This window comes from Janthinobacterium sp. CG_23.3 (assembly GCF_046115965.1).
GTDB lineage: Bacteria > Pseudomonadota > Gammaproteobacteria > Burkholderiales > Burkholderiaceae_D > Janthinobacterium.
This window is the reverse complement of record NZ_JBJXIB010000066.1, coordinates 23881-31303: the sequence shown is the minus strand read 5'-3', so window position 1 is coordinate 31303 and position 7423 is coordinate 23881. Positions and strand designations below refer to the sequence as shown.

The 7423-nt window shown below is 68.0% G+C and carries 4 protein-coding genes and 1 tRNA gene; 4 read left to right on the top strand and 1 reads right to left on the bottom strand.

The window, feature by feature from the left end; all coding sequences use genetic code 11:
• The first annotated feature begins 292 nt into the window (after positions 1–292).
• From ACFDR9_RS16155 to ACFDR9_RS16145, 3 genes are all read left to right on the top strand, one after another.
• On the top strand, positions 293–1144 hold the full coding sequence (locus ACFDR9_RS16155) for a PA4780 family RIO1-like protein kinase (protein ID WP_026132936.1): 852 nt from the start codon (positions 293–295) through the stop codon (positions 1142–1144).
• Between the two features lie 99 nt (positions 1145–1243).
• A tRNA-Gln gene (locus ACFDR9_RS16150) sits at positions 1244–1320 on the top strand.
• A gap of 192 nt (positions 1321–1512) precedes the next feature.
• Positions 1513–2019 carry a GNAT family N-acetyltransferase gene (locus tag ACFDR9_RS16145; RefSeq protein WP_409031661.1) on the top strand — a complete coding sequence of 169 codons (507 nt, stop codon included), beginning with the start codon at positions 1513–1515 and terminating at the stop codon, positions 2017–2019.
• Between the two features lie 113 nt (positions 2020–2132).
• Here ACFDR9_RS16145 and ACFDR9_RS16140 read toward each other — a convergent pair whose 3' ends face one another.
• Positions 2133–6170: a Pls/PosA family non-ribosomal peptide synthetase gene (locus ACFDR9_RS16140; protein ID WP_409031660.1), complete on the bottom strand. Its 4038-nt coding sequence runs from the start codon at positions 6168–6170 to the stop codon at positions 2133–2135.
• Between the two features lie 211 nt (positions 6171–6381).
• Between ACFDR9_RS16140 and ACFDR9_RS16135 the strand changes: the two genes are divergently transcribed.
• The gene (locus ACFDR9_RS16135; RefSeq protein ID WP_409031659.1) at positions 6382–7368 is read left to right on the top strand and encodes a DUF4105 domain-containing protein; all 987 of its coding nucleotides are present in this window, start codon (positions 6382–6384) and stop codon (positions 7366–7368) included.
• The last annotated feature ends 55 nt before the right edge of the window (positions 7369–7423 follow it).

Here is a 7423-nt window from a genome sequence, read left to right as displayed (position 1 = left end):
GCAGTGCGCCGCAAACGACCTCCGCCCAAGGTGCCCCTGGCGGACGGGGCCCCCCCCCCCCCCCCCCCCTTCCCCCCCCCCCCCCCCGGTGCCGGCCGCTTCGAGTGGCTGGCGCCGCATCCCCCTGCCTTGGCCGTCCGGCCTTGCGCTGCGTAGTTGTTTTTTAACACCAGGCCGGCACTGTATAATGGGGCACGCCGACACCGGCGGCGCCCGCGGCCCTGTTGCGGCGCCACCCACCACGCCTTCCGATCGACCGATCGGACGGCCAACGCCACAGCGGCATCACCCTATGAAAACACCAAAAAGAATCCAGCCCCTGGTTGAAGAAGGCTTGATCGACGAAGTCATGCGCCAATTGATGAGCGGCAAGGAAGCCACCGTCTACGTGGTGCGCTGCGGCGACGACGTGCGCTGCGCCAAGGTGTACAAGGAAGCCAACGAACGCAGCTTCCACCAGGCGGTGGCCTATCAGGAGGGGCGGCGCGTGAAAAACAGCCGTCAGGCGCGCGCGATGGAGAAGGGCACGCGCTACGGCCGCAAGATGGCCGAGGAGGTGTGGCAGAACGCCGAAGTGGACGCGCTGTACCGGCTGGCGGCGGCCGGCGTGCGCGTGCCCAAGCCCTACATCTGCTTCGAGGGCGTGCTGCTGATGGAGCTGGTCACCGGCGCCGACGGCAACGCCGCGCCGCGCCTGAACGACGTCGAGCTGGACCGCGAGCTGGCGCTGGCCTACCACGCCGCGCTGCTGCGCGAGGTGGTGCTGATGCTGTGCGCCGGCGTGATCCACGGCGACTTGTCCGAATATAACATTCTGGTCGACGCGATCGGCCCGGTCATCATCGACCTGCCGCAGGCGGTGGACGCGGCCGGCAGCAGCGTGGCCGCCTCGATGCTCGAACGCGACGTGACCAACCTGGCCAACTTCTTCGGCGCCGTCGTGCCCGAGCTGCTGGGCAGCCAGTACGGCGCGGAAATCTGGAAACTGTACGAGGCCGGCTTGCTGACGCCGGACACGCCGCTGACGGGCGTGGTGGCGGCGCCGGAGCGGCCCGCCGACGTCGGCGCGGTGATCCGCGAAATCGCCCTGGCGCGCGAGGAGGAAGAGGAGCGCGCCCGGCAGCAGATGGAAGCGCAGGGCTGACGCCGCTTGCCGGCGGCGGCGGCCCGGCCCGGCCTGCCGGGTAGACGATCAGGCAACCATGTATTTTGCGTTACCGTACACTTATGTTATTATAGCCGCAGGGGAATGGCCAAGCTGGTTAAGGCACCGGATTCTGATTCCGGCACGCGAAGGTTCGAATCCTTCTTCCCCTGCCAGTTGCCGCAAGATCGTCACGCCGGCTTCTGCTTCCCAGTTTATCTCCCGTTGTTTTCGATTCGCCCCACTGTCAATTGATTTACATTGCCTCGGCAAATGTTCGAACGCGACTGGCGTCACTTCGCCGATGTATTGAATGACATATAATTAATATCGTTCGTTAATATAGTTCGCTAAGGTTTATGTCCGACATGATTATTCGTAAGCTTACCGCCGCCGACGCCGAGGCTTCCCGCGCCTTGAGGCTGGCCGGCACCCTCGAGTCGCCCGCCGCTTTCTGGTCCAGCCACGAAGAGGAATTGCGCAATTCGCTCGACGCGATGGCGCAACGCATCGTCGAAACCCCGTTCCAGTGCGTGTTCGGATTGTTCGCCGGCGCCGAATTGGTGGGTATGGCCGGACTCAAGCGCGAGCAGATCGACAATGTCAGCCACCGCGCCGGCGTCTGGGGCGTGTATGTCGCGCCCCAGGCGCGCGGTACCGGCGCCGCGCGTCGCCTGATGCAGGCGCTCATCGCCTACGCGCGGACCCTGCCGGGCGTAGTGCAACTGACGCTGTCGGTGCGCGCCGTCAGCGCGGTGGCCAACGCCCTGTACGCCAAGTTGGGCTTTGAGCACACCGGCGTCGAGCGCCGCTCGATTTATTGCGACGGCGTTTATTATGATGAGAATCGCATGGTGTTGATGCTCGACGCGTGAGCCTGTCGTATGCCGTAGGTCGGATTAGGAACGCCGACGCCGGGCCGCTGCGACGCCAGTCGGATTACGCCCTGGCGGGCTAACCCGACCTACAAAATCGGTTTGAAATCCGCTCACTCAGCGCGCGCCGGCGCGGCCGGGCAGCCGGCCCAGCTGGTGCCGGCGGGAATGTGCTCGCCCTTCATCACCAAAGTCAGCGGACCGAGGCGGGCGTTGTCGCCCACCTTGGCGCTGTACAGGACGGCGCTGCGCGGCCCCATGTAGACCTTGCTGCCGATGTCGACCCGGTCGATTTTCATGACGCGGTCTTCGAACAGATGTGTTTGCGGGCAGGCGAGGGCGTTCAACTCGCTGTAGTCGCCGATCGAGACGCAGTCGAATTCGGTGATGTCGGTGGTGTCGAGGTAGACGCCGCGGCCGATTTTGCAGCCGAGCAGGCGCAGGGCCACCGGCAACCACGGCGTGCCGCGCAGGTAGCGCATGAAATTCGGCACGGCGATGCCCTCGTACAGGTTGGTCACGCCCTCCGAGAGCCAGACGAACGGCGTCCACATCGGCGCGGCGCGTTTGCGGTAGCGGCCCAGCAGCAGCCACTTGAACGCCAGCACGAACAGATAGTTGCCTATGCAGTAAAGCAAGCCGGCCACGGTCAAGTCGAACGCCACCTCGCCCCAGCGTCCAGCGCCGGCCACCGGCATCACGTCAAGCACCACGGTGTAGCCGACGGCGATCACCAGCGCGTGCGGGGCGACGATGCGGAAGGTTTCAACCAGGGTGCGGCCGAGCCGCCGCAGCGACGAGGGCCGGTAGGTCAGCGACTCCGGATAGCCGCCGACCTGCTCGCGCGCCGGCAGGTGCAGCGGCGGCGAACCCAGCCAGGTGTCGCCGCTGGCCATGCGCGCGTTCTCGGGCGCGTGGGTGTGCACGCCGACCAGCACCCGTTCGGGCAGCACGGTGCCGTCCGGGATGTAACTGCCGTTGCCGACGAAGCTGCGGTGCGACACCACGGTCGCCTGCATCGTCATCCAGCCGCCCTCGATCTGCTCGTCGCCCAGCATGACGGCGTCGGCGATGAAAGTTTCGTCGCCCAGCGTGAGCATGTCCGGCACCACGCCCAGCGCGGTGGAAATCTCGGCGTCGCGCCCGACCTTGGCGCCCAGCAGGCGGTACCAGTACGGCGCGAAGACGGTGGCGTAAATGCCGTGCAAGACGTTCAAGCTCGATTCCTGGATGTGGCTGACCAGCCATTTGGAGCAATAGATGTTGCTGTGGACGGCCGAGCGGCCCGGCTTCAGGCGCGGCATGCCGCCCCAGCGGATGGCCGCCGACACCAGCACCGTGAACAGCACCAGCACCGCGCTGGCCGGAAACGCCAGCAGGAAATAGCGCGCCAGTTGCGTGCCCAGTTGGCTGCCCTGCAACCACGGCATCACGCCGCGCTCGTCGAGCCAGTCGATCAGCACGAAGCTGGGAAACACGGGCATGAAGAACAGCGTGCTCACCAGCACGATGCCAAATACGAAGAACAGCGCCTCGCCGGCCAGGCGCAGGGGGCCGACGGCGGGGCGCGGCGGCAGCGTCGGGGCGAACGGGCCGAGGTCGCGCGCGGGCGAGCCGCCCCAGACGCGCCCGGCCGGCACCGCGGCGCCGTCCGCCAGCGCGCTCTGGCCCTGCAGGTGGCCGGCCTTGCCGACACCGGTGTTGCCTTCGAGGACGCAGTACGAGGCCACGCAGGCGTCGTCGTCCAGGTTGATCGCGCCGAGCAGCAGGCGGCCGCGCTCGACCCGCGCGTTCTCGAAGTTCACGGCGTTGCCGATGCTCACGCCGTCGCCGATGCGCAGCAGGTCCGGCGCGCGCAGCGTCGCCGAGCCGATGATGACCGCGCGCCCGACCTTGGCGCCCAGCGCGCGCAACCACCAGTTGTAGAGCGAGGAGCCGCTCAGCAGGTAGACCGGGGCCGCTTCGAGCAGGCGGTCGGACAACCACCAGCGGTAATAGGTCCAACCCCATAGTGGATAGGAGCCGGCGCGCAGCCTGCCGCCGATAAGCCACTTGCCGGCGATGGCGACGACGAACTCCATCAGCGTGGCCAGCAGGAACACGCCGATGGCGGCGGCGACGGCGCGCGCCACCGAGTCGCCCGGATCGCCGGTGAAATAGTGGTAGGTGAAGAAGGGCGCCAGCCATTGCACCATGCGCAGCGCCACCAGCGGCGGCACGGCCAGCGCCTGGGCCGCGCCGCAAGTCCAGCGCCGCAGCGCCGACGGCGCGGTCCAGTCGCGCTCGGCGGCGGCCGCCGCCGGGGCCTCGGCCAGCGCGGCGGCGATGCGGCCGATTTGTCGGTGGTGGTAAATGTCGCGCACCGTCACGTGGGCGAAGGCCGGGTCGGCGCGCAGCGCCGACGCCAGGCGCGCGGCGAAAAAGGAGTGGCCGCCGAGGTCGTCGAAAAAGTCGGCCTGGCGGCGGATCGGCTGGCCGGGGAACAGTTGCGCCAGCGCGCCGAACAGCGCGCTTTCGGCGGCGGTTTCGGCCAGGTCGGACTCGCCGGCGGCGCCTTCCGGCGCGGCCGCCAGCGGCAGCGCGCGCAGCGCCTTGCGGTCGATCTTGCCGGAGGTCAGGCGCGGCATCAGCGGCAGCGTCTGGTAGCGGCCCGGCACCATGTAGGGCGGCAACACCTGGACCAGGGCCGGCCGCAGGGCCGCGCCGGCGAGGGCGCGCTCGTCGGCGCCGTTGGCGGCCACCAGATAAGCCACCAGTTGGTCGATGCCGTCGTCCTTGCGCAGCAGCACGGCGACCGTGCCGACCCCCGGCTGTTGCGCCAGCACCGCCTCGATCTCGCCCAGCTCGACGCGGAAACCGCGCAGCTTGACCTGGTCGTCGGTGCGGCCCAGGCAGCGCACTTCGCCGTCGGCCTCGATGCGCGCCAGGTCGCCGGTGCGGTACAGGCGGGCGTCGTGGACGCCGCTGGCCCAGGGATTGTCGAGGAATTTTTCAGCCGTCAAGTCGGGGCGGCCGAGGTAGCCGGCCGCCAGGCCGGGGCCGGTGATGCACAACTCGCCGGTGCCGCCGCGCGGCAGCAGCGCCAGCGCCGGCGCGTCGGCGTCGATCACCAGCAAGCCGTAGTTGGGCAGCGGCGTGCCGATGGTGATGGCGCGGCCCGGCTCCAGCCGCGCCAGGCTGGCCGAGACCGTGGCCTCGGTTGGACCGTAGGTGTTGAAGATCTGGCGGCCGGGGCGGGCCCAGCGCTCGACCAGCGTTTCGGGGCACATCTCGCCGCCGAGGTTGATCAGGCGCAGGCCCGTGACGTCTTCGCTGAACAGGGCCAGCAGCGTCGGCACGGCGTGCAGCACGCTGACCCGGTTCGCCGACAGCAGCCGCGGCAGCGCCTCCGGGTCGCCGGCCACTTCCTTGGGGCCGATCCACAGCGTGGCGCCGACCAGGTAACTGATCCAGATTTCCTCGAACGACATGTCGAAGGCGAGCGAGAAACCCTGGTAGACGCGGTCGCCGGCGTGCACGCCGAGCACCGCGTTTTCGCTGCGCAGGAAATGGCAGATGCTGCGCTGCGAGATCAGGATGCCCTTCGGCTTGCCGGTCGAGCCGGAGGTATAGATGACGTAAGCGGGCTGGTCGGGTGAGACGGCGCCGCGGCGGCGCAAGGCCTGCCCCGCTTCCGGCGCGGCCAGCAAGTCCTCGGCGCGCCAGACCGGGCAGGCGGCGCCGCCCAGGCGCTCGGCGTGGCCGGCGCTGCTGACGACGCCGACGGCGGCGGCGTCGTCGAGGCACACTTGCAGGCGCTCCACCGGCGTGTCCTGGTCGACCGGCAGCCAGGCGGCGCCGGCCTTGGCGATCGCCAGTTGCATCACCAGCAGATTGATGCCGCGCTCCATCCACAGCCCCACCATGTGGCCGGGGCGCACCCCGTGCTCGATCAGGCGCGCGGCCGCCAGGTCGGCAAACCGGTCCAGTTCCAGATAAGTCAGTTCGCGCCCCTCGAACACCAGCGCCACCTGCGCCGGGGCGCGGCGCACGCTCGCCTCGAACAGGTCGGCGAGAATTTCCTCCTTCAGCAAGGAGGGGGCGACGGCGCCGTACAGGATGTCGGGGTGGGTCGTGGGGGTACTGCGGGATAGCAAAGATTGATCGTTCATTCAGGCGACTTGGTTGCTCGGCGCGAACGGTGTCACGCCACCACCCAACATACAACATTTTTTGCTTTTTGCCGGCGGTTGAAGTCGTATTTCCGGAAAAAAAGCCATCAAAATCAACTATATTTCAAAAAGACCGAGCAAGATGGTGGCGCGACGTCAGGTTCCGCTTGCGCGGCGCGATGGCGCCGGGGTCAGGCCCTATAATTGGCGCATGAAAATACCGTTTCTCTACACCGCGGGCATGATGCTCGGCTCGCTCGTCTTGACGCTGTCGACGATGTGGGGCGGCCTGGCGCTGTGGTACCAGTTGCCCGGTGGCGTGGCGGCGCGCACGCTGGCGGTGTCGCTGTGGGCCGCCTTTGGCGTCGCGACCGTGGCACTGTGCTGGTGGCGGCCGCAGGCGCGCATGCTGCTGCCCTGGCTGTCCGCTTTCGTATTGCTGCTGTGTTGGTGGAGCAGCATCGCGCCGACGCACCAGCGCCTGTGGGCCGCCGACGTCGCGCGCATGCTCGGCAGCCGGGTCGACGGCAGCATCGTCACGCTCGACCAGGTGCGCAACTTCGACTGGCGCAGCGACGCCGACTACACCGAGCGTTGGGAATCGCGGCAATACGATTTGGACCGGCTGCGCTCGGTTGACGTGGCCATGTCCTATTGGATGGGGCCGGCCATCGCGCACACGCTGGTGTCGTTCGGCTTCGACGACGGCCGCTATCTGACGTTTTCCATTGAAATCCGCAAGGAACGCGGTGAAAGCTTCTCCGCCGTCGAGGGTTTTTTCAAGCGCTACGAAATGGTGCTGGTGGCGGCCGACGAGGGCGACATCCTGCGGGTACGCACCAACGTGCGCGACGAGGACATGTATTTGTACCGCTTGACGATGCCGGCGGCGGCAAAGCGCGCGCTGTTCCTGGCCTACCTGGGCGAGGGCGACCGGCTGAAACGCGCGCCGCGCTTCTACAACACGCTGACGGCCAACTGCACCACCATCGTATTCGAGATGGCGCGGCACATCAATCCCGCGCTGTCGCTGGACTGGCGCTTGCTGGCGTCGGGCTACCTGGACCGCTACCTGTACGACATTGGCGCGCTGGGGCAGGGCGGCGACTTCGCGGCCTTGCGGCGGGCCGCGCACATGACGGCCAAGGCGCGCGCGGCGGGCCGTGCGGCAGATTTTTCCGAACGCGTGCGCCGCTAAGGCCAGCGGACGCGCGCCCAGCGTCCGCATTCAGCCCGGCACACATAAAAAAAGC